The 25,931-nt window shown below is 71.9% G+C and carries 24 protein-coding genes; 11 read left to right on the forward strand and 13 right to left on the reverse strand.

The genetic code is table 11. The features are described from left to right. Nucleotides 1-67: 67 nt before the first annotated feature. Nucleotides 68-997: a D-alanyl-D-alanine carboxypeptidase family protein gene (locus ACIQGZ_RS02795; RefSeq protein WP_402598911.1), complete on the reverse strand. Its 930-nt coding sequence runs from the start codon at nucleotides 995-997 to the stop codon at nucleotides 68-70. Between the two features lie 189 nt (nucleotides 998-1,186). Between ACIQGZ_RS02795 and ACIQGZ_RS02800 the strand changes: the two genes are divergently transcribed. Next, nucleotides 1,187-1,648 carry a GatB/YqeY domain-containing protein gene (locus ACIQGZ_RS02800; protein ID WP_402598912.1) on the forward strand — a complete coding sequence of 154 codons (462 nt, stop codon included), beginning with the start codon at nucleotides 1,187-1,189 and terminating at the stop codon, nucleotides 1,646-1,648. Between the two features lie 127 nt (nucleotides 1,649-1,775). Here ACIQGZ_RS02800 and ACIQGZ_RS02805 read toward each other — a convergent pair whose 3' ends face one another. Continuing rightward, nucleotides 1,776-4,076, reverse strand: coding sequence for a transglycosylase domain-containing protein (locus ACIQGZ_RS02805; protein WP_402598914.1), 2,301 nt, complete (start codon nucleotides 4,074-4,076; stop codon nucleotides 1,776-1,778). Between the two features lie 391 nt (nucleotides 4,077-4,467). On the opposite strand from ACIQGZ_RS02805, the gene ACIQGZ_RS02810 reads away from it, so the two are divergent. Continuing rightward, on the forward strand, nucleotides 4,468-4,785 hold the full coding sequence (locus ACIQGZ_RS02810; protein WP_402598916.1) for a WhiB family transcriptional regulator: 318 nt from the start codon (nucleotides 4,468-4,470) through the stop codon (nucleotides 4,783-4,785). 41 nt (nucleotides 4,786-4,826) lie between these two features. On the opposite strand, the gene ACIQGZ_RS02815 is transcribed toward ACIQGZ_RS02810, so the two are convergent. Together ACIQGZ_RS02815 and ACIQGZ_RS02820 are read right to left on the reverse strand one after the other, a co-directional pair. Further along, nucleotides 4,827-6,080 (reverse strand): ArsA family ATPase, encoded by a 1,254-nt coding sequence (locus tag ACIQGZ_RS02815; RefSeq protein ID WP_402598917.1) that lies wholly within the window; start codon nucleotides 6,078-6,080, stop codon nucleotides 4,827-4,829. Further along, nucleotides 6,077-7,141 (reverse strand): ArsA-related P-loop ATPase, encoded by a 1,065-nt coding sequence (locus ACIQGZ_RS02820; protein ID WP_402598919.1) that lies wholly within the window; start codon nucleotides 7,139-7,141, stop codon nucleotides 6,077-6,079. Before ACIQGZ_RS02820 ends, ACIQGZ_RS02815 begins: the two co-directional genes overlap by 4 nt. A gap of 215 nt (nucleotides 7,142-7,356) precedes the next feature. Here ACIQGZ_RS02820 and ACIQGZ_RS02825 point away from each other — a divergent pair, with 215 nt between their 5' ends. The 4 genes from ACIQGZ_RS02825 (at nucleotide 7,357) to ACIQGZ_RS02840 (ending at nucleotide 9,760) form a co-directional block, all read left to right on the forward strand. Then, a complete protein-coding gene (locus tag ACIQGZ_RS02825) occupies nucleotides 7,357-7,515 on the forward strand; it encodes a DUF4177 domain-containing protein (RefSeq protein ID WP_402598921.1) in 159 nt (52 codons plus the stop codon). Beyond that, entirely contained in the window at nucleotides 7,512-7,979 is a 468-nt protein-coding gene (locus ACIQGZ_RS02830) for a RidA family protein (protein WP_402598923.1), read from the forward strand. The genes ACIQGZ_RS02825 and ACIQGZ_RS02830 overlap by 4 nt, the downstream gene beginning before the upstream one ends. Before the next feature lie 81 nt (nucleotides 7,980-8,060). Further along, a complete protein-coding gene (locus ACIQGZ_RS02835) occupies nucleotides 8,061-8,942 on the forward strand; it encodes an NUDIX hydrolase (protein WP_402598924.1) in 882 nt (293 codons plus the stop codon). Between the two features lie 23 nt (nucleotides 8,943-8,965). Then, a complete protein-coding gene (locus ACIQGZ_RS02840) occupies nucleotides 8,966-9,760 on the forward strand; it encodes an MBL fold metallo-hydrolase (RefSeq protein ID WP_402599953.1) in 795 nt (264 codons plus the stop codon). Nucleotides 9,761-9,830: 70 nt separating this feature from the next. On the opposite strand, the gene ACIQGZ_RS02845 is transcribed toward ACIQGZ_RS02840, so the two are convergent. Next, a complete protein-coding gene (locus tag ACIQGZ_RS02845) occupies nucleotides 9,831-10,505 on the reverse strand; it encodes a Crp/Fnr family transcriptional regulator (RefSeq protein ID WP_055586256.1) in 675 nt (224 codons plus the stop codon). Nucleotides 10,506-10,749: 244 nt separating this feature from the next. Between ACIQGZ_RS02845 and nth the strand changes: the two genes are divergently transcribed. Both nth and ACIQGZ_RS02855 read left to right on the forward strand, forming a co-directional pair. Further along, nucleotides 10,750-11,574: an endonuclease III gene (gene nth, locus ACIQGZ_RS02850; RefSeq protein WP_402598925.1), complete on the forward strand. Its 825-nt coding sequence runs from the start codon at nucleotides 10,750-10,752 to the stop codon at nucleotides 11,572-11,574. A 2-nt stretch (nucleotides 11,575-11,576) separates the two neighbouring features. Further along, nucleotides 11,577-12,329, forward strand: coding sequence for an NUDIX hydrolase (locus tag ACIQGZ_RS02855; RefSeq protein WP_402598926.1), 753 nt, complete (start codon nucleotides 11,577-11,579; stop codon nucleotides 12,327-12,329). 42 nt (nucleotides 12,330-12,371) lie between these two features. On the opposite strand, the gene ACIQGZ_RS02860 is transcribed toward ACIQGZ_RS02855, so the two are convergent. After that, a complete protein-coding gene (locus tag ACIQGZ_RS02860; protein ID WP_402598927.1) occupies nucleotides 12,372-13,931 on the reverse strand; it encodes an MDR family MFS transporter in 1,560 nt (519 codons plus the stop codon). Between the two features lie 161 nt (nucleotides 13,932-14,092). Between ACIQGZ_RS02860 and ACIQGZ_RS02865 the strand changes: the two genes are divergently transcribed. Continuing rightward, complete coding sequence (locus ACIQGZ_RS02865; RefSeq protein ID WP_402598928.1) at nucleotides 14,093-15,277, forward strand: MarP family serine protease; 1,185 nt, start codon at nucleotides 14,093-14,095, stop codon at nucleotides 15,275-15,277. A gap of 115 nt (nucleotides 15,278-15,392) precedes the next feature. After that, nucleotides 15,393-16,094: a metal-dependent hydrolase gene (locus ACIQGZ_RS02870; protein WP_402598929.1), complete on the forward strand. Its 702-nt coding sequence runs from the start codon at nucleotides 15,393-15,395 to the stop codon at nucleotides 16,092-16,094. A gap of 80 nt (nucleotides 16,095-16,174) precedes the next feature. Here ACIQGZ_RS02870 and ACIQGZ_RS02875 read toward each other — a convergent pair whose 3' ends face one another. The 6 genes from ACIQGZ_RS02875 to ACIQGZ_RS02900 form a co-directional block, all read right to left on the reverse strand. Then, nucleotides 16,175-16,381 (reverse strand): hypothetical protein, encoded by a 207-nt coding sequence (locus tag ACIQGZ_RS02875; RefSeq protein ID WP_402598930.1) that lies wholly within the window; start codon nucleotides 16,379-16,381, stop codon nucleotides 16,175-16,177. A gap of 90 nt (nucleotides 16,382-16,471) precedes the next feature. Next, nucleotides 16,472-17,419, reverse strand: a complete 948-nt coding sequence (locus ACIQGZ_RS02880) for an alpha/beta fold hydrolase (protein WP_402598932.1) — start codon at nucleotides 17,417-17,419, stop codon at nucleotides 16,472-16,474. 57 nt (nucleotides 17,420-17,476) lie between these two features. Next, nucleotides 17,477-17,977, reverse strand: coding sequence for a phage holin family protein (locus ACIQGZ_RS02885; RefSeq protein ID WP_402598934.1), 501 nt, complete (start codon nucleotides 17,975-17,977; stop codon nucleotides 17,477-17,479). Nucleotides 17,978-18,143: 166 nt separating this feature from the next. After that, nucleotides 18,144-19,478, reverse strand: coding sequence for a Na+/H+ antiporter NhaA (gene nhaA, locus ACIQGZ_RS02890; protein ID WP_402598936.1), 1,335 nt, complete (start codon nucleotides 19,476-19,478; stop codon nucleotides 18,144-18,146). Nucleotides 19,479-19,664: 186 nt separating this feature from the next. Then, the gene (gene acs / locus ACIQGZ_RS02895; RefSeq protein ID WP_402598937.1) at nucleotides 19,665-21,620 is read right to left on the reverse strand and encodes an acetate--CoA ligase; all 1,956 of its coding nucleotides are present in this window, start codon (nucleotides 21,618-21,620) and stop codon (nucleotides 19,665-19,667) included. 376 nt (nucleotides 21,621-21,996) lie between these two features. Then, a complete protein-coding gene (locus tag ACIQGZ_RS02900) occupies nucleotides 21,997-22,992 on the reverse strand; it encodes an ATP-binding protein (protein WP_402598938.1) in 996 nt (331 codons plus the stop codon). A 263-nt stretch (nucleotides 22,993-23,255) separates the two neighbouring features. Between ACIQGZ_RS02900 and ACIQGZ_RS02905 the strand changes: the two genes are divergently transcribed. Continuing rightward, nucleotides 23,256-24,200 carry an oxidoreductase gene (locus ACIQGZ_RS02905; RefSeq protein WP_402598939.1) on the forward strand — a complete coding sequence of 315 codons (945 nt, stop codon included), beginning with the start codon at nucleotides 23,256-23,258 and terminating at the stop codon, nucleotides 24,198-24,200. Between the two features lie 412 nt (nucleotides 24,201-24,612). Here ACIQGZ_RS02905 and ACIQGZ_RS02910 read toward each other — a convergent pair whose 3' ends face one another. Beyond that, nucleotides 24,613-25,485, reverse strand: a complete 873-nt coding sequence (locus ACIQGZ_RS02910; protein WP_402599954.1) for an HAD family hydrolase — start codon at nucleotides 25,483-25,485, stop codon at nucleotides 24,613-24,615. Nucleotides 25,486-25,931 lie beyond the last annotated feature (446 nt).

The following is a 25,931-nucleotide window of genomic DNA, read 5'->3' on the forward strand; positions in this document are numbered from 1 at the left end:
GGCCCGGAGACCCACTCCGAGCCGCCCCCCGAGCGCGTACGCGGGGGCGCGAAACGGGGGAGCCGGGTCAGTCGGTGGGGGCGCCCGCCGGGAGGCTGCGCGGGGCGAAGGTGGTGGCGGTCTTCTTGACCCCGTACGTCCAGTCGAGCACCTTGGCGGCGTCGGTGAACCGGTTGGCCTTGTCGTTCAGCAGGACGCCGATCACCATCCGGTCGCCCCGCTTGGCCGCGAAGACCAGGCAGGGTCCGGCGGGGGTGCTGGTGCCGGTCTTGACGCCGATGGCGCCCTTGTAGGCACCGAGCAGCTTGTTGGTGTTGTACCAGGTGTAGGTACGGCCATTGCTGACCTTCTGCCGGGTCTTGGTGGTGCTGACCACCGTACGGAAGGTCTTGTTGCCCAGGGCGTGCTTGGTCAGCAGCGCCAGCGAACGCGGGGTGGTGTAGTTCTTCCCCTTGGCGGATATGCCGTCGAAGGAGTCGTAGTGGGTGCCCTTCAGGTGCATGGACTTGGCCTTGCTGTTCATCTTGGCGATGAAGTTCGAGGTGCGGGCGGCCGTGGTCTTGCCGCTGCCGAAGGTGTCGGCGAGCGCGTACGCGGCGTCGCAGCCGGAGGGCAGCATCAGCGCGTAGAGCAGCTGGCCGACGGTGACCTTGTCCCCCGTGCGCAGGTCCGCGGTGCTGGCGCCCTTGGCGGCGACATAGCTGCGGTACTGCTTCTTGATGGTGACCTTGCGCTTGAGGTTCACGCCCTTGGTGTCCAGGACCACCATGGCCGTCATGATCTTCGTGGTGCTGGCCATCTGCCGGCTGGTGTCGGCGGCCTTGCTCCACAGGACCTTGCCGCTGGAGCCGTCGATCAGGATGGCTCCCTTGGCGCTGATGCCGGAGGGACCGGCGGGGGCCGCCTGGGCGGGCGCGGCCGGGACGACCACCAGCAGTGCGGCGGTGGTGGTCAGGGCGGCCGCCAGACGGCGGACGCCGGTGAACCCGGAACTCATGGGTGCTCCGTTTCGGAACTGGGCTGATGATCGGACTGATCCGGGAAGTACGACGCGCCGCGAGCGGGGAGGGTTGCGCCCGACTGCCGTGCCGCGACGGGGTGTTGGCACGGTGGGGCGTCGACGTGCCGTCGACGTGGCGGGGTTAATGCGGCGCGACCCGGCGGCGGCTGTGGGCACAATGTGGGCATGACGCTCAAGAAGCAGCTCCAGGAGGACCTCACCGCCGCGATCAGGGCCCGGGACGAACTGCGTTCGGCCACGCTCCGGCTGACGCTCACCGCCATCACCAATGCGGAGGTCGCCGGTACGGTCGCCCGCGAGCTCTCGGACGACGAGGTGCTCAAGGTCATCACCCGCGAGGCGAAGAAGCGCCGCGAGGCCGCCGACGCCTTCGGCCAGGCCGGTCGCACCGACTCGGCCGCGCGGGAGCGGGCCGAGGGCGAGGTGCTGGCCGGCTACCTGCCGCAGCAGCTGGGCGACGACGAGCTGGCGGCCATCGTGGCCGAGGCGGTACGGGAGGCGGCGGCGGGCGGTGCCGAGGGGCCGCGGGCGATGGGCGCCGTGATGAAGCTGGTGAACCCCAAGGTCGCCGGCCGGGCCGAGGGCGGCCGGGTGGCGGCGGCGGTGAAGCGGGCCCTGGCCGGCTGAGCGCGCTCGTACGCAGCGCTCGTACGCAGCGCTCGTACACAGCACCCGTACGAGAAGTAGCCCGTACACAGCGGAAGGGGCACCCCGGGAGATCCGGGGTGCCCCTTCGTCGTGCGAGGAGCGGTGGTCAGGGGCCGGTGGTGTTGCCGGTCGCGTTACCCGTCGCATCACCGGTGGTGTTGCCGGTCGTGTTGTTGCGGCCCCCGTGGTTGCCGCCGAAGCCGGGCGGCAGCGAGATCCCCCCGCCGGGGAGGCCCGCGATGGTCTGGCCCATGGTGGTGTTGCCACCGTGGGTGTTGCCGTCGTCGCCCTTGCCGTCGTCCCCCTTGCCCTTGCCGTCGTCTGCGGGCTTGGGCGGCTGCGGCTTGGGGATGTAGATCTTGTTGAAGGAGCTCGCGGGCGTCCCGGCGAGGGCCCCCGACACGGCGGCCTTCCAGATCGGGCCGGGACCGTCGGCACCGAAGACCTGGCTGTAGTACCTGCCGCCGATGGTCACATTGAGCATCGTCTTCTGCTGGTTGGGGTCACCGAGCCAGACGGAGGCGGCCAGGTCGGGGGTGTAGCCGCTGAACCAGGCGTTCATCGGGCCGGTGTGGCCCGCCGCGTCGGTGGTGCCGGTCTTGCCGGCGCTGTCGCGGTCGGTCAGGCCGGCCGTGGTACCGGTGCCGTCCTGGGTCACGCCGTACAGCAGGGTGTTGATGGTGTCCGCCGTCTTCTCCGACATCACCTGCTGGCAGTCGGCCTTGGGCACGGCCAGCCGCTTGCTGCCGGAGACGACGGAGGTGATGGCGATCGGCTTGCAGTGGGTGCCACGGGCGGCGAACGTGGCATAGGCGCTGGCCATCTGGACCGGCGAGTAGTTCAACACGCCGAGCGTCAGGGAAGCGACCGGGTCGATCTTGGCGCCGGTGGCCTGGACGCCCAGTCCCAGCTTCTCGGCCATCTTCGTCACCGGGCAGAGGCCGATCTGCTGCTCCAGCTGGACGAAGTAGGTGTTGATCGACTTGTTCATGGCCTCCTGCATGCTGTACGGGCCGACCTCGCTCACGCTCTCGTTCTGCGTGTGGTCGCCGTTGGCCACCCACTGGCCGTCGCAGGTGGACATGGTCGGGTAGTCCATCTTGTTCGGCGAGGAGAACACCTGGGTGGGCGGCGTACCGCCCTCGATCGCCGCGGCCGCCAGGATCGGCTTGAAGGTCGAGCCGACCGGCTGGCCGTTGCCGCTGCCCAGGTCGTTTCCGACGCTGAAGTTGACCTGGGTCTGGTGCTTCTTGGTGTCCAGGCCGTACGGGCGGCTCTGCGCCATGGCGAGGATCTTGCCGGTGCCCGGCTTCACCATGGTGATCGCCGCGACATCACGGTCGCTCGCGTACACCCTGCTGGTGACCCCCGCGTTGGCAGCTGCCTGGGTCGCGGGGTCGAGCGTGGTGTAGATCCGCAGGCCGCCACGGGAGAGCAGCTTGGTGCGGTCCGCCTTCGTCTTGCCGAAGACCGGGTCGGTCCGGAGCACGTTCCGTACGTAGTCGCAGAAGAAGCCCATGCCCTTCTGCGCGGTGATGCAGCCGTTCTGCGGGGCGGAGTACTTCAGCGTCAGCGGGGTGGCTATCGCCTTGTCGGCCTCGGCCTGGGTGATGTGCTTGAGGTCGGCCATCCGCCGGATCACCGTGTCGCGCCGGTTCTTGGCGGCCTGCGGGTGGAGGGTGGGGTCGTAGGCCGTGGGGTTCTGCACCAGACCGGCCAGCATGGCCGCCTGCGGGAGGGTGAGGTCCTTGGCGTGGGTGCTGAAGTAGCGGTTGGCCGCCGCCTCGATGCCGTACGCCTGGTTCCCGAAGAAGGTGATGTTGAGGTAGTTGGTGAGGATCTGGTCCTTGGTGAGCTGTTCCTCGAGCTTGATCGCGTACTTCAGCTCCTGGATCTTGCGACCCATGGTCTGCCGGGTGGCTTCGAGGAACTTGTCCTTGTCGTCACCCGCCTCCTCGATGAAGACGTTCTTCACATACTGCTGGGTCAGGGTGGAGGCACCCTGGACGTCGCCGGACTCGGCGTTCTTGGTGGCGGCGCGGAGCACGCCCTTGAGGTCGATGGCGCCGTGCTGGTAGAAGCGGGCGTCCTCGATGTCGACCTGGGCCTGGCGCATCACCGGGGCTATGTCGTCCAGCTTGAGGATGGTGCGGTCCCGGTCGTAGATCTTGGCGATCAGGCCGCCCTTGGCGTCGTAGATGTACGACGCCTGGGACAGCGGCGGTGCCTTGAAGTCGTCCGGGATGTCCTCGAAACTCTTGGCGGTGTTCTTCGCCGTCAGGCCGAGGGCGCCTACGGCGGGCAGCGCCAGTCCGGCGGTGAGGAGGCCCGCCAGGACGCTGACGCCGGCGAAGTTCACGGCGAGTTTGGCCTTGTCCACGGGAGACCCGGATCGCTTCGGTGCCATGGGAAGAGACTACGTCCTGGGAATCCCGGACAGGTGGGCATGTGTTCGCCTAGGCTTGTCACAAGCTTGCGACAAGTTCCGCGATCTCTCGGTGTTCACTCTTGTGGGTGATGAGATTTGCCCGGATCGCAGGCATATGCCAGACGTCGTACGTCGGTCGGAGGCCCCCGAAGCCCCCTCCCGTCTGCCGTGGCGTACCTGGGCTGAGCCTCGTTCGGCATCACTCCAGCGAGTGACATCTTCGGCACGCATAGTCCGTTCGGACCATCCCAGATTGGGCCTGAAGGGGCTGTTGCCAGCCCTCGTTCTTCCGTAACGTCCTCAACTGGCAGCGGTCGACACGCCGTTGCCGCCGTGGGGGAGCCTCGATTCGGGAGAGGACGGCGCCAGCATGAGCTGGGTTGACGACTGGAGCGCGCAGGCCGCCTGCCGCACGAGTGATCCGGACGAGCTCTTCGTCCAGGGGGCGGCGCAGAACCGCGCCAAGGCGGTGTGCAGCGGGTGCCCGGTGCGCACCGAGTGCCTGGCCGACGCGCTGGACAACCGGGTGGAGTTCGGGGTCTGGGGCGGGATGACCGAGCGCGAGCGCCGGGCACTGCTGCGCCGGCGTCCGACGGTCACCTCCTGGCGCAGGCTGTTGGAGACCGCGCGCACCGAGTACGAGCAGCAGGTGACCGTCGGCGCTCCGGACTACGCGCAAGCCGGCTGACGGCCGCCCCACCCCCACCAGGTCCGTCCAGGCCGACGCCTTCAGGCCGACGCCGTGCTCAGTCGCGCCCCGATCCGCCGCAGACCGTCCAGGTCGTGCACATCGCCGGGCAGTGCGGGCACCTCGGTGATGGCCACGTCCGGATAGACCGAGACAAAGCGGTCGCGGGTCTGCCGCTCCCGCGCTATCACCTGCATCCGCTCCGCGTGCAGCCGCAGCAGCCCGGCGGCCACCGCCTCGGCAGCCGCCGCCGCGCCCCCGTTCTCGCCCGCACCGCCGCCGTCCTCGTCGTGGCCGTTCTCCTCCAGGGTCTCGGCGCCGGCCAACGCCCGCTCGGCGGTGAGCTGCGGGGCGCCCGTGGTGTGCACCCGGTTGAGCACCAGCCCGGCCAGCGGCATCCGGTCCGCCGCCAGCCGGTCCACGAAGTACGCCGCCTCGCGCAGCGCGTCCCGCTCCGGCGCGGCCACCACCAGGAACGCGGTGCCCGGCGCCTGCAGCAGCTTGTAGGTGCGGTCGGCCCGCTCCCGGAAGCCGCCGAACATCGAGTCCAACGCCGTCACGAAGGTCTGCACATCGCTGAGCACATGGGCGCCGATCACCTTGTTGAGCACCCCGGTGACCAGGCCCATCCCGACGCCGAGGAACTTCATCGCGCCACGCCCGCCCACCTTGGCCGGCGCCATCAGCACCCGGATGAACCGCCCGTCCAGGAACGACCCCAGCCGGTTCGGCGCGTCCAGGAAGTCCAGCGCGGAGCGGCTGGGCGGGGTGTCGACCACGATCAGGTCCCACTCGTCCCGGGCCCGCAGCTGGCCGAGCTTCTCCATGGCCATGTACTCCTGCGTCCCGGCGAAGCCGGCCGACAGCGACTGGTAGAAGGGATTCTCCAGGATGGTCCGGGCGCGCTCCGGGTCGGAGTGGGCCAGGACGATCTCGTCGAACGTCCGCTTCATGTCCAGCATCATGGCGCACAGCTCGCCGCCGTTGTCGGCGGCGACGCCCTTGACCGGCCGGGGGGTGTTGTCCAGCTCGCTGAGGCCCATGGACTGGGCCAGCCGCCGCGCCGGGTCGATGGTGAGCACCACCACCCGGCGGCCCCGCTCCGCCGCCCGCACCCCGAGCGCCGCCGCCGTGGTGGTCTTGCCGACGCCCCCGGAGCCGCAGCAGACGATGATCCGGGTCTCCCGGTCGTCGAGCAGCGCGTCGACGTCCAGAGCGGTCTCGGCGGTGGCCGTCCCGCCACCCGTGCTGTCCGTACTGCCCTTGGTGCCCTTGCTGTCCGTCCGCGCGGTCACGCCGCCCCCTGCTCCTTCAGCTCCGCCGCCAGCCGGTAGAGACCTCCGAGGTCCACGCCCCCGCCCAGCAGCGGCAGTTCGTACGAGGGCAGATCGAGCTGCGCCAGGTCGGCGCGCTGCTCGCGCTCCAGCAGTACCCGCTCCGAGTGCTCCCGCGCCTGGTCCAGCAGCGGGTCGAGCAGTGGTTCGACATGGGCGCGGGTGACCGTCGCGGTGCGCGACCGGCCGCCGAGCCCGGCGTCCACCAGGGCGCGGGCCACCTCTTCGCGGTGGTCGCCGTCGACCGCCCGTACGGCGGCCTCGTCCAGCACCGGCGGGCGGACCATGTTCACCACGATGCCACCGACCGGCAGCCCGGCCTCGCGCAGCTCGCCCACGCCGTCCACGGTCTCCTGCACCGGCATCTCCTCCAGCAGGGTGACCAGGTGGACGGCGGTCTCCGGTGACCTGATGACCCGCATCACGGCCTGCGCCTGGTTGTATATCGGACCGAACCGGGCCAGGCCGGCCACCTCGGTGTTGACGTTGAGGAAGCGGGTGATGCGTCCGGTCGGCGGGGCGTCCATCACCACCGCGTCATAGGCCCGGCGGCCGTCCGGGCCCTTGCGCCGCGCGGCCTCGCACGCCTTGCCGGTGAGCAGTACGTCGCGCAGCCCGGGTGCGACGGTGGTCGCGAAGTCGATGGCGCCCAGCTTCTTCAGCGCCTTGCCCGCCCGGCCGAGCTTGTAGAACATGTCCAGGTACTCCAGCAGCGCCTGCTCCGGGTCGATGGCCAGCGCGAACACCTCACCGCTGCCGCTGCCCGTCAGGCCCAGCCGGGCCGGCGACACCGAGGCGATCTTCCGCTCCTCGTAGGGGAAGGCGGCGGTGCCGAAGAGTTCGGAGATGCCCTGCCGCCCCTCCACCTCGATCAGCAGGGTGCGGCGGCCCTCGGCGGCCAGCGCCATGGCCAGCGCCGCCGCCACCGTGGTCTTGCCGGTGCCGCCCTTGCCGCTGACCACGTGCAGCCGGACGCCGTCCCAGTGCGGACCGCCCGGACCGCCGTCGGGCGTGCGCGCCATAGTCGACCTCATCCCGCACCGGCTCCGTCCGCTCGTCTGCCTGGTGAACACCTGCCCGAACAGGCGCCTGTCCACGCCGCGAGCGTAACCAGCCGACCGGACGGATGCGGGGAGGGGTCCGGAGACAAGGGGGATTTGCGGCCTTTTGTGTCGGACCTCACAGGGGCGGCCGGGATGCTCCGGCCGGGTGCCGCCGCAGCCGTTAGAGTCGCCCCATGACCAAGTGGGAATACGTGACCGTGCCGCTGCTGGTGCACGCGACCAAGCAGATCCTGGACAGCTGGGGCGAGGACGGCTGGGAGCTCGTCCAGGTCGTGCCCGGACCGAACCCCGAGCAGCTGGTGGCCTACCTCAAGCGGGAGAAGCAGGCATGAGCAAGGTCGAGAGCCGCCTCGCCGAGCTCGGCCTGACCCTGCCGGAGGTCGTACCGCCGCTGGCGGCCTACGTCCCCGCCGTCCGCTCCGGCGAGTACGTCTTCACCTCCGGGCAGCTGCCGCTGGTCGCCGGGAAGCTGGAGCACACCGGCAAGGTCGGCGGTGAGGTCACCGCCGAGCAGGCCAAGGAGCAGGCCCGGCTCTGCGCGCTCAACGCGCTGGCGGCCGTGAAGTCCGTGCTCGGTGACCTGGACCGGATCGAGCAGGTGGTCAAGGTCGTCGGGTTCGTCGCCTCCGCGCCCGACTTCACCGGCCAGCCCGGCGTGGTCAACGGCGCCAGCGAGCTGCTGGGCGAGGTGCTGGGCGACGCCGGAGTGCACGCCCGCAGCGCGGTCGGCGTCGCCGTACTGCCGCTGGACGCCCCCGTCGAGGTGGAGATCCAGGTCCGCGTCTCGGCGGGCTGAGCCCCCGCCGCCGTCCGTCCCCGGCCCCGCGCCCCGGAGCGACCCGTTCGCTTTCCGGGCGCGGGGCCGTAGCATCCGCCCATGGGTGATCAGCGCAGTGCCATGCCGCCGACCTGGCCGGCCCGGATCAGGGCCCTGGCCGCCGGCGAGTACGACCCGCCGCGCCCGCGCCGGGCCGCCACCGTGGTGCTGCTGCGCCAGGGCGCCCCCGGGGTGCGGGCGTATCTGCTGCGCCGCCGGGCCACCATGGCGTTCGCCGCCGGGATGTACGCCTATCCGGGCGGTGCCGTCGACCCGCGCGACGCCGAACAGCACGTCGGCTGGGCCGGTCCGCCGCCGCAGGAGTGGGCGCGGCGGCTGGGCACCGACCCGGCCACCGCCCAGGCGGTGGTCTGCGCGGCGGTCCGGGAGACCTTCGAGGAGTCCGGGGTACTGCTGGCCGGACCGGACGGCGACTCGGTGGTCGGCGACACTTCCGGGCAGCCCTGGCAGGCCGACCGGGCGGCGCTGGAGGCCCATGAGCTGTCCTTCGCGGAGTTCCTCCGGGCGCGCGGCCTGGTGCTGCGCAGCGATCTGCTCGGCGCCTGGGCGCGCTGGATCACGCCGGAGTTCGAGGAGCGGCGGTACGACACCTGGTTCTTCGTCGCCGTACTGCCGACCGGCCAGCGGACCGCCGACACCACCGGGGAGGCCGACCGGGTGGTGTGGCTGGACGCGGCGGAGGCGGTCGCCGGGTTCGAGGCGGGCCGGCTGGAGATGCTGCCGCCCACCGTGACCGTGCTGCGCGAGCTGGCCCCGCTCGCCACCCCGCAGGCGGCCCTGGCGGCCTGCGCCGGCCGCAGCCTGGCCCCGGTGCTGGCCCAGACCCGGCTGGACGGCGACCGGGTGACGGTGCGCTGGCCGGGGTACGAGCAGCTCACGGTGGACGGGTTCTTCCCGGCGGACACGGGGGGTGGACGGTGACGGAGACACCCCCCGGCGCGCCGATGGCCCAGGTCGGCGGCCCGGCGACCGCGCGGGCGCTGTGCGTACTGGCCCCCAACCCGTCCCCGATGACCCTGGACGGCACCAACACCTGGCTGCTCTCCGAGCCGGACTCCGACCTCGCGGTGGTGGTCGACCCCGGGCCGCTGGACGACGGGCATCTGCGCGCCGTGCTCCGTACCGCCGAGCAGCACGGCAAGCGGATCGCACTGACGCTGCTCACCCACGGCCACGCCGACCACGCCGAGGGCGCCGCCCGCTTCGCGGAGCTGACCGGCACCGCCGTCCGGGCGCTGGACCCGGCGCAGCGGCTGGGCGGCGAGGGCCTGCGGCCGGGCGAGGTGATCGGCGTCGGCGGGCTGGAGCTGCGGGTGGTCGGCACTCCCGGCCACACCTCCGACTCGCTCTCCTTCCACCTGCCCGCCGACGGCGCGGTGCTCACCGGCGACACCGTGCTCGGCCGGGGGACGACCATGGTCGCCCACCCGGACGGGCGGCTCGGGGACTATCTGGACTCGCTGCGCCGGCTGCGCGCGCTGGCGTCCGAGTACGGGGTGGGGACGGTGCTGCCCGGCCACGGCCCGGTGCTGGGCGACGCGCTGGGCGCGGTGGAGTACTACCTGGCGCACCGGGCGCACCGGCTCGCCCAGGTGGAGACCGCCGTGGAGGCCGGGCACCGCAGTGCGGCGGCGGTGGTCGCGCAGGTGTACGCCGATGTGGACCGGGCGCTGTGGCCGGCCGCCGAGCTGTCGGTGCGGGCGCAGCTGGAGTACCTGGAGGAGCACGGGCTGATCTGACGCCGGAGACGGCGCCGGGGCCGGACACCGTGCGGTGTCCGGCCCCGGCGGGGGTCGTACGGTTCGGCGCTCAGCGGGAGCGGCGGGCCAGCCGTTCCACGTCGAGCAGGATCACCGCGCGGGCCTCCAGCCGCAGCCAGCCACGGCCGGCGAAGTCGGCCAGCGCCTTGTTGACCGTCTCCCGGGAGGCGCCGACCAGCTGGGCCAGCTCTTCCTGGGTGAGGTCGTGCACCACGTGGATGCCCTCCTCCGACTGCACGCCGAAGCGGCGGGAGAGGTCGAGCAGCGCCTTGGCGACCCGGCCGGGCACATCGGAGAAGACCAGGTCCGACATGTTGTCGTTGGTCCGGCGCAGCCGGCGGGCGATGGCCCGCAGCAGCGACATGGCGACCTCGGGCCGGGCGTGCAGCCACGGCTGCAGGTCGCCGTGGCCCAGGCCGAGCATCTTGACCTCGGTCAGCGCGGTGGCGGTGGCGGTGCGCGGTCCCGGGTCGAAGAGGGACAGCTCGCCGATCATCTCGCTGGGCCCGAGCACGGCGAGCATGTTCTCGCGGCCGTCGGGCGAGGCGCGGTGCAGCTTGATCTTGCCCTCGACCACCACATAAAGGCGGTCGCCGGGGTCGCCCTCGTGGAACAGCGACTCGCCGCGCGCGAGGGTCACCTCGGTCATCGAGGCGCGCAGCTCCGCCGACTGCTCGTCGTCGAGTGCCGCGAAAAGTGGGGCGCGCCGCAGGACATCGTCCACGAGCTTCCTCCTGTTCGGCCGGTTCGTCCGGCTCCCCATCATGCACGACGGAGAAACAGTGCGATCAATCACAAGGATGACGCATTCAGTACCGATCATATGAGGAGGGGGGTGGTCCGGGGGTGTCATCCACCCCGGATCGGCTCCGGTGGGCCCCTCTCATACGCACAGGTACCCGACCCCGACCGGGGACGACGGCGCTGATCCCGCACCCGGTGGCGGCCGTCCGGCGTAGCCTTCGGGCATGGCAGAGACCAAGACGCAGCAGGGGGCTCCCACGGCGAAGCCGAGGAAGCCGGAGTCGCAGCTGGCGATGGTGCGGCGGGCGCGGAAGATCAACCGTGAGCTGGCCGAGGCGTATCCGTACGCGCATCCCGAGCTGGACTTCGAGAACGCCTTCCAACTGCTGGTCGCCACGGTGCTGTCCGCCCAGACCACCGATCTGCGGGTGAACATGACCACCCCCGCCCTCTTCGCCCGCTATCCGGCGCCGGAGGACCTGGCCGCCGCCGATCCGGAGGAGTTGGAGCAGCTGATCCGGCCGACCGGCTTCTTCCGGGCCAAGGCCAAGTCGCTGCTGGGGCTGTCCGCCGCGCTGCGCGACCGCTTCGGCGGCGAGGTGCCGGGCCGGCTGGAGGACCTGGTGACGCTGCCGGGGGTGGGCCGCAAGACCGCCAATGTGGTGCTGGGCAACGCCTTCGGCGTCCCCGGGATCACGGTGGACACCCACTTCGCCCGGCTGGTGCGCCGCTTCGGCTGGACGCAGGAGACCGAGCCGGAGCGGATCGAGAAGGCGGTCGGCGAGATCTTCCCGGCGAGCGAGTGGACGATGCTCTCGCACCGGGTGATCTTCCACGGCCGGCGGATCTGCCACTCCCGCAAACCGGCCTGCGGGGCCTGCCCGATCGCGCCGCTCTGCCCCTCGTACGGCGAGGGCGAGACCGATCCGGAGAAGGCGAAGAAGCTGCTGAAGTACGAGATGGGCGGGCAGCCGGGGCAGCGGCTGAAGCCGCCTGCGGACTACCCCGGCGAGGCGTCGGCCCGGCGGGTGTCGGCGGAGGACTCCTGAGGATGGGCGGCGCGGTCGAACGGGACGGGTTGCCCGGCTGGCTGCTGCCGGTGCGGGACGCGGCCGAGCGGGTGCGGCCGGGCCAGCTGAGCCGGTTTCTGCCGCCGCCGGTCGGCGGGCGGCGCTCGGCGGTGCTGATGCTGTTCGGGGAGGGCGGCCACGGCCCTGACGTCCTGCTGATCGAGCGGGCGCGCAGCCTGCGTTCGCATGCCGGCCAGCCGTCGTTCCCGGGCGGCGCGCTGGACCCGGAGGACGGCGATCCGCTGCGGGAGGGGCCGGTCAACGCCGCGCTGCGCGAGGCGTGGGAGGAGACCGGGCTCGACCCGGCGGGGGTGCAGGTCTTCGGGGTGCTGCCGGACCTCTACATCCCGGTCAGCGACTTCGTGGTGACGCCGGTGCTCGGCTGGTGGCGGGCGCCGTCCCCGGTCGGGCCGGTGGACCCGGCCGAGGTGGCGGCGGTCTTCCGGGTGCCGGTGGCCGAGCTGACCGACCCGGCCAACCGGGCCCGGCTGCGGCATCCCAGCGGCTTCACCGGGCCGGCCTTCCTGGTGGCGGGCCAGGTGGTGTGGGGGTTCACCGCCGGGGTGATCGACCGGGTGCTGCACTTCGGCGGCCTGGAGCGGCCCTGGGACACCTCCCGGGTGGTGGAGCTCTCCGAGGACGCCTTCGACCTGGCGCGGCGGGAGCGCGGCGGCCTGGCCGACTCCTCCGGTACGGCCGCCTCCGGTACGGCGGATCGTACGGCCGGCAGCTGACCCCGGTGGGCGGGGCGGACCCCCGCCCACCAGGGCCGTCCGCTACTCCATCACCGGCATGGCGACCTGCTCGGACTTCTCCGCGCCCGGTCCGTTCTGGCCGCGCAGCGGCACCTCGCGGATGAAGAACGACAGCAGCAGCGCCACCGCGACGAACGGGATGCCGACCAGGAAGAGGTCGTCCAGCGCCTTCACGAAGCCGGTCAGCACGATGTCCTGGACCTGGGTCGGCAGCTTCTCGATCGCGGCCCGGCCGCCCGAGGTCAGCTGCTCGCCGCCGCCCAGCCCCGGTGCGCCCGCGCCCGAGCCCTTGAGACCGGCCGCGGCGACGCCCTCGCTGATGTGGTGGTTCAGCCGGCTGGTCAGCACGGTGCCGAAGATCGCCGTACCGAAGGCGCCGCCGATGGAGCGGAAGAACGTCGACCCGGCGGTGGCCGTGCCCATGTCCTTCATCTCGACGGAGTTCTGCACGGCGAGGACCAGCACCTGCATCACGCAGCCCAGCCCGATGCCCATCAGCACCATGAAGGCGGCCAGCAGCCACATCGAGGTGTCCAGCCGGACCCGGGAGAGCAGGGCCAGGCCGACGACGGTGATCGCGGTGCCCAGGATGGGCCAGATCTTGTACTTGCCGGTTTTGCTGATCACCCGGCCCGAGATGATCGAGGCGCCCAGCAGGCCGATCATCATCGGGATCATGCGCAGCCCGGAGCCGGTGGGCGTGTCGCCGCGCACCACCTGGAGGTAGATCGGCAGGTAGATGATGGCGCCGAACATCGCCAGGCCGACCACGAAGCCGATCCCGCTGGTCAGCGAGAAGGTGTGGTTGCGGAACAGGTGCGGCGGCATGATCGGCTCGGCGGCGCGCCGCTCCACCAGGGCGAAGACCACCAGGGCGATCACACCGGCCGCGCCCAGGCCCAGCGTGGTGGCCGAGCCCCAGCCGTTGGCGGTGCCGCTCCAGGAGGTGACGAGCAGCAGCGCGGTGACGCCGCCGACCAGCAGCGCGGCTCCGGTCCAGTCGATGGTGTGCTTCTGCTTCTGCTGCTGGACCTTGAGCACGGTCGCCGCGACGAAGAGCGCCACCACACCCACCGGCAGGTTGATGTAGAAGATCCACCGCCAGCTCAGGTGGTCGGTGAAGAAGCCGCCGAGCAGCGGTCCGGCCACGCTGGACACGGCGAAGACCGCACCGAACATGCCCTGGTAGCGGCCCCGGTCCCGGGGCGGGATGACATCGCCGATGATCGCCAGCGACAGCGACATCAGACCGCCGCCGCCGAGGCCCTGGACGGCTCGGAAGCCGATCAGTTCGCTCATGCTCTGCGACATGCCGGCCAGCGCGGAGCCGATCAGGAAGATGACGATGGCGAAGAGGTAGACGGGCCGGCGGCCGATCTGGTCGGAGATCTTGCCGTACAGCGGGACGGACGCGGTGGAGGTCAGCAGATAGGCGGTCACCGTCCAGGACATGTGGTCCAGGCCGTTGAACTGGCTGACGATCTTGGGCATGGCAGTGCCGACGATGCTCTGGTCCAGCGCGGCCAGGAACATGCCGAGCATGAGACCGATCATCACCACCATGATCTGGCGGTGGGTCATCGGGGCTGATTTTTCCGCAGGGGCATCAGCGGGGAGTATCGAGTCTTCTCGCACCATTTCATTTCTATCATATTTAGTTGCTTGGAGCAACTTCTCCAGCTCATGGCCGGTCTCCGGGCCCAACGCCCACCCGGCGGCCCCGACCGTGGGAGGGTGTCCGGGTGAACGTCCTGGATGTGCTGCTGATCGCCGCCGCTCTCGGCTTCGCCGTGTCGGGCTACCGGCAGGGGTTCGTGGTCGCGGTCCTCTCGGTGGTCGGGTTCCTCGGCGGCGGCCTGGTGGCGGTGCGGCTGCTGCCGCTGGTACTGGAGCATGTGAGCCCAGGCACGGCCTCCTCCATCGTCGCCGTGGTGGTGGTGATCGTCCTCGCCTCGATCGGCCAGGCCGTCACCACCCACTTCGGCTGGAAGCTGCGCGGCCGGATCGGCAGACGGCCCGGCCAGGTGGTGGACGCGGCGGGCGGCGCGGTCGTCAATGTGACCGCGATGCTGCTGGTGGCCTGGCTGATCGGCTCCGCGCTCGCCGGCACCTCGCTGCCCACCATCTCCAAGCAGGTCCGCACCTCCACCGTGCTCGGCGGCGTCCAGCAGGCACTGCCCGCCGACGCGCCCAACTGGTTCTCCGACTTCAGCTCGGCGCTGGCCCGCAACGGCTTCCCGCAGGTCTTCAACCCGTTCGAGAACGAGCCGATCACCGAGGTGGACCCGCCCGACCCCGCGCTGGCCGGCAGCCCCGCCGTGGTCAGGGCGCGGCAGAGCATCGTCAAGGTGGTCGGCACCGCCACCGGCTGCGGCAAGACCCTGGAGGGCAGCGGATTCGTCTTCGCGCCGCACCGGGTGATGACCAACGCCCACGTCGTCGGCGGGGTGAGCGAGCCCACCGTGCAGATCGGCGGCACCGGCCCGCTGTACGACGCCACCGTGGTCCTCTACGACTGGCAGCGGGACATCGCCGTACTGGACGTCCCCCGGCTCCAGGCCCGCCCGCTGAGCTTCGCCGGCCAGGCCGACACCAACGACAGCGCCATCGTGGCCGGCTTCCCGGAGAACGGCTCCTTCAATGTCCAGGCCGCCCGGGTGCGCGGCCGCATCCAGGCCAACGGCCCCGACATCTACCACCGCGGCCAGGTCGTCCGGGACGTCTACTCGGTGCGCTCGCTGGTCCGCCAGGGCAACTCCGGCGGCCCGCTGCTCACCCCCGACGGCCAGGTGTATGGAGTGGTCTTCGCCAAGTCGCTGGACAGCTCGGACACCGGCTACGCGCTCACCGCCGCCGAGGTGCGGCCGGATGTCGAACAGGGCGTCACCGCCACCACCAGGGTGGACAGTCAGGGGTGCGCCCTCTGAACCGGGGCGGCCCGTGAACCGGGTGGGCTGATAGCGTCAGCGGCGCTCACCCGGTCGGCGCAGTGCCCCGGAACGGGCACGCGTCCACAGAGTGGTCAGGGGAGGGCCGGACGGCATGATGGGTCATTCGCACGCGGTCAGCGGGGCGATGCTGTACGCGGCGTCAGCCCCCTTCCTGCCGCCGCTGCTGCTGCACACCCACCTCGCGCCCAGCGACATCATGATGGGCACGGTGCTCTGCGCCGGCGCGGCCCTGCTGCCGGACCTGGACCACCACGACGGCACCATCGCCAACTTCCTGGGCCCGCTGTCCAAGATGCTCTGCCGCCTGGTCGCCCTGATCTCCGGCGGCCACCGGCACGCCACCCACTCGCTGCTCTTCGTCGCGCTGATGTCGGCCGGCACCTGGGCGGGCGTGGAGTTCGTCGGCCGGTGGTTCACCCTGGGCCTCACCTTCTTCCTGCTGGCGCTGGCCATCCGGGCGCTGCACCTGTGCCCGCCCGGCGAGGGCGTGTCGGCGTGGATCACGGTGGTGGGCCTGGCCGTGCTGGGCACCGCCGGCATCGACCGCTGGATGCCCAACGCGCCGGGCTGGCTGCCGTACGCCGTGGGGCTGGGCTGCGTGGCCCACCTGCTCGGGGACAGCCTGACCAAGCAGGGCACGCCGCTGTTCTGGCCGCACAAGCAGCGGTACGAGATCGTGCTGATCAAGCACACCGGCAACAAGGTGGAGACCAAGGTGCTGGTCCCGCTGATGAGCGTGGCCACCGTGGCGCTGCTCTGGTTCACGGCGCTCGCCCCCTCGGTGGCCGGCTGACGGTCCCGGGGCCCGGAGCGGCGGCCGAGCCGCCGCTCCGGTGGTACCGGCTGCTGATCGGCCGCGCCCGGTGGGGTGAGTCAGGCGCGGGCGCCCTGGCGCAGCCGGGCGGTCATCCAGCGGGCGCGCCGGCCGAGGATGTGCGGGATGCCCAGCCGTCCGCCCTCCCCCGAGTACGGGCCGGCCGCACTCGGGTCGGTGGCGTCGGCCGGGTCGAAGACGGGCGCCGATCCGCTCGCGCGGCGGCGGGTCCGGGACGCGTGGGCACGCTCGTGCATCCAGGTCATACAGAACCCATGCCCGGGGGACCGGCGGGGTAATCACCCCGGGACGGGACCAATCGGCCTATGCCCCTGGCCTATTAACCAACGGTCAGTTCAGCGGTCCAGCGAGTCGTCCCGCAGCCACTCCACCAGCTCGGCGCTGAGGCCCACCGGGTCCTCCTCATGCGGGAAGTGCCCGACCCCGTCCAGCAGCCGCCAGCGGTACGGCGCCTCGACGTACTCGTCCGCGCCGACCGCCGTGGCGGTCAGCAGCACCGGGTCCAGCTCCCCGTGCAGGTGGAGCGTCGGCACCCGCACCGGGCGCTTCATCCGCCGGGAGAACTGGAAGCCGTCCGGGCGGGCCATCGACCGCAGCAGCCAGCGGTACGGCTCGATCGAGCAGTGCGCGGTGCTCGGGATCTGCATCGCCTGCCGGTAGTGCGCCTCGGACTTCTCGTCGGGCGCCACCGCCCCCGTCCAGCTGCGCAGATAGTGGGCGGTCAGCTCCGCGTCGTCCGCGACCAGCTGCCGCTCGGGCACCCAGGGCCGCTGGAAGCCCAGCACATGGTCGTACGCGGCCAGCTGGTGGCGGTCGGTGAGCAGCGCCCGGCGCAGTCGGCGCGGGTGGGCGGCGGAGACCACCGCGAGCCGCCGGACCAGCGAGGGACGCATCACCGCCGCCACCCAGGCCAGGAAGCCGCCGGTGTCATGGCCGACCAGGGCGGCGTCCCGCTCGCCCAGCGAGCGGATCACCCCGGTGATGTCCAGCGCCAGATTGGCCGGGTCGTAGCCGCGCGGGGTGCGGTCGCTGCCGCCGACACCGCGTACGTCCATCGCCACCGCCCGGAACCCGGCGTCGGCCAGCGCCACCAGTTGGTGCCGCCAGGCCCACCAGAACTGCGGCCAGCCGTGCACCAGCAGCACCAGCGGGCCCTCGCCGAGTTCGGCGATGTGGAAGCGGGCGCCGTTGGCGGCCACATCCCGGTGCGTCCAGGGGCCGTCGAGGTGGACGTTCCAGGAGTTGGCGGCGGGGGGCCGGGCGGAGGAGTCGTCGAGCGGCATACCGAGAGCGTGTCACACCCGGCACCCCGCTTGCCGCCGCCGGGGACGGGTGGGGCGTCAGCGCTCCAGCACCGCGCGCTTCTCGGCGGTCGTGGCCGGGCGCGGCTTGGCCTTCTTCAGCACGTCGGCGGTCGCCTTGGCGCCGTCGATGGTGCGCTGCGGCTTCTCCAGCTTCTTGAACCAGCGCAGCGCCAGCAGCCCCAGCAGCGCCGCCAGCACCAGATAGGCACCGGCCACGATCAGGAACGACCAGCCGAGCGTGATGCCCAGCGCATGGATGCCGTACGCGGCGGCGAAGCTCAGCATCGGGATCGCGGCCAGTGCCACCACCCCGGCGATCAACAGCGCGCCGCTGCCCCGCAGACCGCGCTTGGCGTCGGCCCAGAGCTCCGCCTTGGCGAGCGCGATCTCGTCGTGCACCAGCGAGGAGAGGTCGGCGGTCGCGGACGAGAACAGCTGGCCGAGCGAGCGCTCCCCGCCGTCGTGGATCGCGGTGCTCCCGCTCACGGGCCGGCTGGCACTCCCGGTCGCGGACAGGCCGTCGGCTGCTGCGGACATCGCGTTCCTCCTCGTTGTTCAGGCGCGTGCGATACGCCCTCAGATCATGCCTGTAGCGGCACTCCGGTCACCACTCGACCCCTGCCCGCGCGGCGGGCTGTCACTCGGGCGGCGCGTGGATCGGCCACCGGAGTTGGGCCATCCGGGCTGCATCATCCGGCTCAAATCATTCGGGCTGAATTCCTTCGGGCTGAACCATCGTGGCTTCCTGGTCGTCCTCGCGCCGCTCCCGCTCCCAGAGCTGCCGGTAGTGCCGGTTGCGCAGCCGCAGCAGCACGCTCGCCAGCAGCGCGCAGAGCACCGAGCCGACCAGGACGGCGGCCTTGGCGCGGGCGGCCGACTCCGGGTCGCCGGGGAAGGCCAGTTCGCTGATCAGCAGGGACACGGTGAAGCCGATGCCGGCCAGGGTCGCCAACGCGTACAGGTCGGACCACCGCAGGGAGGGGTCCAGCTCGGCCCGGGTGAAGCGGGCGGCCAGCCAGGTGCCGCCGAAGACGCCGACCGACTTGCCGACGAGGAGCCCGAGCACCACGCCCAACGGCGCCGCCTCGGTGAAGACCTGGCGCAGCGCACCGGGGGAGACCGCCACCCCGGCGGCGAAGAGCGCGAACACCGGGACAGCGAACCCCGCCGAGAAGGGACGCAGCCGGTGCGCGATCCGCTCGGCGGGAGCCTGGTCCTCGCCCGCGTCCTCGGTGCAGCGCAGCATCAGCCCCATCGCCACCCCGGCCACGGTGGCGTGCACCCCGCTCTCGTGCATCAGCGCCCACACCACCACGGCCAGCGGCAGGTAGAGGTACCAGCCGCGCACCCGGCACCGTTGCAGCAGATAGAAGAGCGCCAGCCCGGCGAGGGCCGCCAGCAGCGCCCAGACCTTGATCGCGGCGGTGTAGAAGAGGGCGATCACCAGGATGGCGCCCAGGTCGTCGACCACGGCCAGGGTGAGCAGAAAGGCGCGCAGCGCGGACGGCAGATGGGTGCCGACCACCGCCAGTACGCCCAGCGCGAAGGCGATGTCGGTGGCGGTGGGGATCGCCCAGCCGCCCAGGTCGCCGCTGCTCCCCAGCACGCCGGTGCCCAGGCCGCCACCGAGGTTGACGGCCGTGTAGACCAGCGCGGGGGCCGCCATGCCGCACACGGCGGCGATCACCGGCAGCGCGGCCGCCCGGCGGTCGCGCAGGTCACCGACGACCAGCTCGCGCTTCAGTTCGAGCCCGGCGACGAAGAAGAAGACCGTCAGCAGGCCGTCCTTGGCCCACGCCTCCAGCGGCAGCCGCAGATGCAGCGGCTCGGCGGGGCCCACCGTGAAGTCGCGGACGCTCTCGTACGCGTGCGGCCAGACGTTCGCCCAGACGAGCGCCACCAGCGCGGCGCCCAGCAGCAGGACGCCGCCCACGGTCTCGGTGCGCAGCGCGTCCGCGAGGTGGGCGCGCTCGGGCAGCGACAGCCGGCCGAGCAGTCGGCGGCGGGGCTTGGCGGGGCTGGGCGGCACGGTGGCCACGCGGGGACCTCCTGGGCGGTCGGCGGGATCTGGATGCACGGGTAGTGCAGTGCCGACCAGACTTCCCGGCGCGCCCTTGAGGTATCGCTCTGTTTTTCCGTCACCCTACCCGCTGGACGGCGCACGCGGGCCGTCCCGGCGAAGGTCTGCCGGAGACGGCCCGCGTGGCGGTGCGGGCGGGCGGGCTCAGTCCTCGGTGGCCGCGCTGGGCAGCTTGGACTGGATCAGGTCCATCACCGAGGAGTCGGTGAGGGTGGTGACGTCGCCCAGCGTGCGGTTCTCGGCGACATCGCGCAGCAGCCGCCGCATGATCTTGCCGGACCGGGTCTTGGGCAGCTCGCCCACGATCAGCACCCGCTTGGGCTTGGCGATCGGGCCGAGGGTGCGGCCGACGTGGTCGCGCAGCTCCGCGACCAGCTCCTCGCTGTCGGACGCGCTGCCGCGCAGGATCACAAAGGCGACGATGGCCTGCCCGGTGGTGGCGTCGGCGGCGCCGACCACGGCCGACTCCGCGACCTTGGGGTGCGAGACCAGGGCCGACTCCACCTCGGTGGTGGAGATGTTGTGGCCGGAGACCAGCATCACGTCGTCGACCCGGCCGAGCAGCCAGATGTCGCCGTCCTCGTCCTTCTTGGCTCCGTCACCGGCGAAGTATCGGCCGGGGAAGCGCGACCAGTAGGTGTCCACATAGCGCTGGTCGTCGCCCCAGATGGTGCGCAGCATGGACGGCCACGGCTCGGTGAGCACCAGGTAGCCGCCGGAGCCGTTGGGCACCTCGCTGGCCTCGTCGTCCACCACTGTGGCGGCGATGCCGGGCAGCGGCGTCTGCGCCGAGCCGGGCTTGGTCTCGGTGACGCCCGGCAGCGGGCTGATCATCATGGCGCCGGTCTCGGTCTGCCACCAGGTGTCCACGATCGGGCAGCGGCCGCCGCCGATGTGCTCCCGGTACCAGATCCACGCCTCCGGGTTGATCGGCTCGCCGACGCTGCCCAGCACCCGCAGGCTGGAGAGGTCGAACTTGGCCGGGATGTCGTCGCCCCACTTCATGAAGGTGCGGATCGCGGTGGGGGCCGTGTAGAGGATGGTGACGCCGTACTTCTGCACGATCTCCCAGAAGCGGCCCTGGTGCGGGCTGTCCGGGGTGCCCTCGTAGATGACCTGGGTGGCGCCGTTGGCGAGCGGCCCGTAGACGATGTACGAGTGCCCGGTGACCCAGCCGATGTCGGCGGTGCACCAGTAGACGTCGCTCTCCGGCTTGAGGTCGAAGACCGCGTGGTGGGTGTAGGCGGCCTGGGTGAGGTAGCCGCCGGAGGTGTGCAGGATGCCCTTGGGCTTCCCGGTGGTGCCGGAGGTGTACAGGATGAAGAGCGGCTGCTCCGCGTCGAACGCCTCCGGGGTGTGCTCGGTGGACTGGCGGCCGACGGTCTCGTGCCACCACAGGTCGCGGCCCTCGGTCCAGGCGGTCTCCTGGCCGGTGCGGCGCACCACCAGGACGTGCTCCACGTCCGGGCACTTCACCACGGCCTCGTCGATGGCCGGCTTGAGGGCGCTGGGCTTGCCACGGCGCCAGCCGCCGTCGGCGGTGATCACCACCTTGGCGTCGGCGTCCTGGATGCGGGAGGCGACGGCGTCGGCGGAGAAGCCGCCGAAGACCACCGAGTGGGCGGCTCCTATTCGGGCGCAGGCCAGCATGGCGACCACGGCCTCGGGGATCATCGGCAGGTAGATCGCGACCCGGTCGCCGGTGGCGACGCCCAGCTCCCGCAGGGCGTTGGCGGCCTGGGAGACCTCGTCCTTGAGCTGGGCGTAGGTGATGGCGCGGCTGTCGCCGGGCTCGCCCTCGAAGTGGATCGCGACCCGGTCGCCGTGGCCGGCCTCGACATGGCGGTCCACGCAGTTGTAGGCGACGTTGAGCTTGCCGTCGGCGAACCACTTGGCGAACGGCGGGTTGGACCAGTCCAGGGTCTCGGCCGGTTCCACCGCCCAGCTCAGCCGGCGTGCCTGCTCCGCCCAGAAGCCGAGTCGGTCGGCCGCGGCCTGCTCGTACGCGGCGGCGGTGACGTTGGCGGCTGCGGCCAGCGCTGCGGGCGGTGCGAAGCGACGCTCCTCCTTGAGCAGGTTGGCCAGGCTCTCGTTGCTCAACGCGCACTCCTCATCGAGATGATCGCGGGAAGGTCCCATCGTCCCGTGACCTACCTCACCAGGCCAATACCCATGCTGACAAGGGGGAACCTGTAATTGGTGTAGACCTCTTATCTGATTCGGACAGCCCGGTGATCCGGACGGCACCGCCGGCTTCCCGGTCGGGTGTCCTCCGCCCACTCTTGCAGGGTGCCTCGCGCCGGACCAGGGCGCATGGCGAGGGCGAACCGCAGTACGAGGGCGTACGGAGCGCCGCCGCGCCCCCTGGGACAGGGCAGCGCCCCCGGGTACGGCAGCGCCCCCTCCGACCGGGGTGCGGTTGAGGGGGCGCGCTTGAGGGGGGCGCGGTGCCTGCGCTCTCGGTGACGCGGCCGGATCAGCGAGCGGCGCTGCTGCCGGCGGGCAGGCGCTGCTCGCCCAGGACGAAGCCCGGGTCGACCTGGGCCGCGAGGTCGACGCCCGTCCTGGCGTTGCCCCAGCTCTCCGCGTTGCGCAGATGGAAGTGGACCATCTGGCGGGTGTAGCGCTCCCAGTCCCGCGACCCATGGGCGGCGTCGACCGCCCGGTGCAGCTGTTGGAGGACGCGCCGGTTGCCCTCCTCCAGCTCGGCGAAGCGCGGCTCGGCGCCCTGCTCCAGCCGCCGCACCCAGTCGGAGTGGCCGAAGGCGGTGAGCAGGTCCTCGCCCGCCTCGCGGCGCAGGTACGCCAGGTCGTCCGGGCCCTGCACCTTGTTGCCGACCACGCGCAGCGCGATGCCGTAGTCGCGGGCGTACTCCTTGTACTGCCGGTAGACGGAGATGCCCTTCCGGGTCGGCTCGGCCACCAGGAAGGTGAGGTCGAAGCGGGTGAACAGGCCGGAGGCGAAGGAGTCCGAACCGGCGGTCATGTCCACCACCACGTACTCGCCGGGGCCGTCCACCAGGTGGTTCAGATACAGCTCCACCGCGCCGACCTTGGAGTGGTAGCAGGCCACCCCGAGGTCGTCCTCGGTGAAGGCACCGGTGGCCATCAGCCGCACCGAGCCCTCGTCCAGGTCGACCCGGTGGGCGCACCGGTCGTACACCGGGTTGTCCCCGGTGACGCTCAGCAGCCGGGAGCCGTGGCCGGGCGGCGTGGTCTTGATCATCTCGTCGGCGGAGCCGATCCGCTGGTTGCCGCCGCGCAGGTACTCCTTGATGAGCGGCAGTTCGGCGCCCATCGCGGGGAGGGCGGCGGCCTGCTCCTCGTCCAGCCCGAGGGCCGGGCCGAGGTGCTGGTTGATGTCGGCGTCCACGGCGACGACGGGCCGGCCGGCGGCGGCCAGGTGGCGGATGAACAGCGAGGACAGCGTGGTCTTGCCGCTGCCCCCCTTGCCGACGAAGGCGATCTTCATGGTGCGGGCTTCCGGGTGGGAGGTTCGGGGAGGTGGCGCGGCGGTGCCCGCAGCTGCGCGGGCTCGCACAGACGACAATAGTTATCGTCACCGATAGGGCACATGGTAGCGGTGCTGTGGCGTGCCGTGATCAAAGCGCATCCGATTGGCTCGAACGGGTGACGCCGGGCTTGGCGGGCGCGTGGCGGACTCGCCGGGTCTGGGTCCTTGCTGGGTCCCTGATGGGCCCCCGCCGGGGCCCTTCCGCGCCGCCGGACCCGGCGATGCCCTCCGGCGGGCCGGTCCGTACGCTCGGTCGGGTGAGCACCGCAACCGACCCCCTCGCCCCGCTGGCCGAACTGCCCGGCGTGCCGCAGGCCGTCACCGAGGTCCGCCGAGCCGTCGACCGGCTCTACGGGCACCGGGTGATGCGGCGCCGCGCCGCCGAGGTCACCTCGGAGGCGGCCCTGCGCGGGGCCCGCGCCTCCGCCGCGCTGGACGGCGCCGACTGGCCGCTGGAGGAGGTGCGCCGCCGCACCGACTTCAGTGCCGACCCGCAGGCCCGCACGGTCGGTGGCGCGCTGCGGCTGTCCTCCGAGGCGGGGCGGTTGCTGAGTGTCTGGCGCACCTCGCCGCTCCAGGTGCTGGCCCGGCTGCACCTGCTGGCCGCCGGGGACGGTGGGGACGGCGGGGACGCCGTCGGCCGGCCCCGGCGGTCCGGTGAGCCGGCCGCCGAGCTGTTCCCCGGCGCGGTGGCGGCTACCGAGCCGGCCGGTGATCTGCCCCTGGGCTCCTTCGAGCTGCCGCCGGCTCCCGGCGCCGACGAGGTGGCCGCCCGGCTGGACCAGTTGGCCGGGCTGCTGGCGGCCCGTGCCGACCGTGGCGGCGCCGGGCCGAACGCCAAGGCCGCGCCCGCGCTGGTGGTGGCTGCGGTGGTGCACGGCGAGCTGCTGGTGCTCCGGCCGTTCGGCTCGGGAAACGGCCTGGTCGCGCGGGCGGCGCAGCGGATCGTACTGATCGCGGAGGGCCTGGACCCGAAGGCCATCTGCGCGGCGGAGGTGGGCCTCGCCGAACTAGGTACGGACGCCTACCGCGCCGCGCTGGCCGGCTATGCCTCGGGGACGCCGGAAGGGGTGGCCGCCTGGATCGACCACTGCGGGCGGGCGCTGCGGCTGGGTGTCCGGGAGAGCACGGCGGTCTGCGAGGCGATGCAGCGAGGCATGGTCTGACGCCCGGTCTGCGGCCTGCGGTCGTACCGGTGGGCGGGGCCCGAACCCAGGCAGCAAAAGGCGGCGGCACCTTTTGTGAGGAGGTGCCGCCGTCGTCACAGCCGCCGGGTGACCATGCGTGCACCTTTTCTCATGCCCATCAGGCTGGGATCTTCGCCCTCTGCCTGGTGCGGCGGCCCGGTTAGCGGGTCGGCTGCACGTGGGTGCCCGGCTGCTGTGCGCGGTCCGTGGGGCCTCTCCTGCGTCTTCAACGGTTCCTTAGCGGTTCCGTCGGGTCTCGCGGGCCGTTGATTCCTTTGTAGCTCGCTTCGCGAGGGAAGGGAACCCTAACGAGGGATTTCTTTACCTTTCGGTTGTTCCGAGCGTTTTGTCGGGTGATCAGTGGCGGTCTGTGGCGGGGGTCCGGCGCAGGTCAGGCGGTCGCCGCGCGGCGCCGGGAGCTGTACCAGACGAGGCCGGCCGCAGTGGCCGCAGCACCGATCGCGGCGGCGGCCAGCACGGGGGCGCTCGGCACCCGGAAGGACGGAATGCGCTGCCGCAGCTGCACCGGTCGGCTGAAGGCCAGCACCGGCCAGTTCCGCGCCACCGCCTCGCGGCGCAGCCCCCGGTCGGGGTTGACCGCGTAGGGGTGTCCCACGGTCTCCAGCAGCGGCAGATCGGTCACCGAGTCGCTGTAGGCGTAGCTGCGGTCGAGGTCGTAGTCCTCGCTGCGGGCGAGGTCCTTGATGGCCGCCGCCTTGTTCTCGCCGTACGCGTAGTAGGCGATCTCCCCGGTGTAGCAGCCGTCCCGGGCCTCCAGCCGGGTGGCGATGACATGGTCGGCGCCCAGCATCTCCCCGATCGGCTCGACCAGCTCCGAGCCGGAGCTGCTGACGATGACCACGTCGCGGCCGGCCGCATGGTGCTCCTCGATGAGGGAGGCGGCCTCGTCGTAGATCAGCGGGTCGATCAGACCGTGCAGGGTCTCGGCGACGATCTCCCGCACCTGCTGGACGTTCCAACCCCGGCAGAGCGCGGAGAGGTACTCGCGCATCTTCTCCATCTGGTCGTGGTCGGCGCCGCCCACCAGGAAGACGAACTGGGCGTAGGCACTCTTCAGTACGGCCCGGCGGTTGATCAGGCCGCCTCGGTAGAGCGGCCGACTGAAGGCGAGGGCACTGGACTTGGCGATGATGGTCTTGTCGAGATCGAAGAAGGCTGCGGTGCGGGTCGGGCGGGGCGTCCGGAAGGGCTGCTCCTCCGGCCGTTCTGAAGGTTCGGCCTGGTTCTCCACGAGGTCGAGGATAGGCGCCCGCCATTCGGTGTACCCCCTGGCGCGCGGGTTTGTGTTTCAGGGCCCTCGGGTACACCATGGAAGTCACGGATCGTTCGCGACCGTGCTAACCCGATCCGGCTCCTCCCCCCCCCGAGTCGGATCGTGGATGACGACCCCCGCTCTCCCCCCCGGCGGGGGTCGTCGCACGTCCAGGGCCGTTTTCCGGAGATCCCTGACCGCCGTGCGGCACCTGGGGGTGCTTCTCCGCACGGCTGCCGACCCGCGTGGGCGATGACCTCCGCCGTACTCGGTGACCCTGCGTCATCGATCACCGAGCGTGTTCAGCGCCTCAGCTGCCGACGCTGTGCTGTCGCCTCCGTCATCCGCCTCGCCTTCTGCCTGGTGGTGGCCTGCTCCCGGCCCCGGAGCCTGCCTGCTCCGCCTGTCGACCGGTGAGGACGTAGCGGCGCCGCGAT

Origin of the sequence: Streptomyces sp. NPDC092296 (genome assembly GCF_044755465.1) — a bacterium.
Classification (GTDB): Bacteria; Actinomycetota; Actinomycetes; order Streptomycetales; family Streptomycetaceae; genus Peterkaempfera.